The 1,193-nt window shown below is 63.1% G+C and carries 2 protein-coding genes; one reads left to right on the forward strand and one right to left on the reverse strand.

Annotated features, from left to right (window positions below; all coding sequences use genetic code 11):
* The coding region (locus EN750_RS35260; protein ID WP_281062376.1) for a TCP-1/cpn60 chaperonin family protein at positions 1-304 on the forward strand (304 nt) is incomplete at its 5' end.
* 176 nt (positions 305-480) lie between these two features.
* Here EN750_RS35260 and EN750_RS35265 read toward each other — a convergent pair.
* Positions 481-1,119, reverse strand: coding sequence for a TetR/AcrR family transcriptional regulator (locus EN750_RS35265; protein ID WP_127332202.1), 639 nt, complete (start codon positions 1,117-1,119; stop codon positions 481-483).
* Between the last annotated feature and the right edge of the window lie 74 nt (positions 1,120-1,193).

Below are 1,193 nucleotides of genomic sequence, written 5' to 3' on the forward strand. Positions count from 1 at the left end.
CCAGATCGCGGCCAACGCCGGTGCGGAAGCATCGATCGTTGCCGGCAAGATCCTTGAGAACAAGGGCGCGACCTTCGGCTACAACGCCCAGACCGGCGAATATGGCGACATGATCGCCATGGGTATCGTCGATCCGGTCAAGGTTGTCCGTACGGCTCTTCAGGACGCGGCCTCGGTCGCCGGCCTGCTCGTCACCACCGAAGCCATGATCGCGGAGGCTCCGAAGAAGGAGTCGGCTGGCGGCGGCGGCATGCCTGGCGGCATGGGCGGCGGCATGGGCGGCATGGGCGGCATGGACTTCTAATCCAGCCAATCTGGCTAAGCTTACGGAAAGGGCGCCGAAAGGCGCCCTTTTTGTTCTGCCAGGACGTTTACTTCACTAATAGCACTGCCAGGACTTGAGTTGGGGCGACACACCGCGCGGAACGCTTGGCGCGACATTGAACTAATGTTTCCGCTGGCATCAGGCGCGTCGCGACATCAGGACCCCGGCGATGATGGTATCTCGGCCGCGGAAATCGCCGTGTCGCGATTGCGGCCTGCTCCAGCGAGCACCGCCTGCTCGATCAGCGCTGCGACCTCATCGGCCACAGCCTGCACCGGGGCGCGGTCGTGGGTGGCGCGGGCGATCACCATCAGCCCCTCCAGCGACGATTCGACCAGCAGTGCCAATGCATGCGCGCGGCGCTCGGGCACCCCTGCCCTGACGAAGGCGTCCCGCAGCAGGCCTATCCACTGTTCGAAGGCCGAGCGGCACAACTCCGCCAGTTCCGGCACGTCGGTGGGCGAGTCCAGCACGACAGGCGCGATCGGACAGCCGAGCGAAAACTGGTTGTCTTCCAGCATGCGTCCCACCGACTGGTAGATATGATGGACAGCCACCGCCGGATACTTTTCGGCAGCCAGCGCTTCGCCCAGCCTCTCCGTCACGTCGGCAACGCTGGCCCGCGTCACCTCGATGACCAGTTGGTCCTTGCCGCCGGGAAAATGAAAATAGAGCGAGCCTCGCGGCGCGCCGCTGGCGCTCAATATGTCATTGAGCGAGGTGCCGTGATAGCCGCGCTGCCTGAGCAGCAATCCGGTCGTCTCGAGTATGCGGGCTCGTGTGTCGTTCGCCATGTCAACCTCTGTCAGGAGAGGTCATTATAGCCCTTGCGCGAAATATGACAATCGGTCTACATAATATGTAGATC

It is taken from the genome of Mesorhizobium sp. M7A.F.Ca.ET.027.03.2.1 (assembly GCF_003999175.1).
Taxonomy (GTDB): domain Bacteria; phylum Pseudomonadota; class Alphaproteobacteria; order Rhizobiales; family Rhizobiaceae; genus Mesorhizobium.

Bases quoted from the DNA above. Each gene is read 5' to 3' on its own strand.
- EN750_RS35265 (WP_127332202.1), bottom strand. From the start codon at position 1,119: ATGGCGAACGACACACGAGCCCGCATACTCGAGACGACCGGATTGCTG.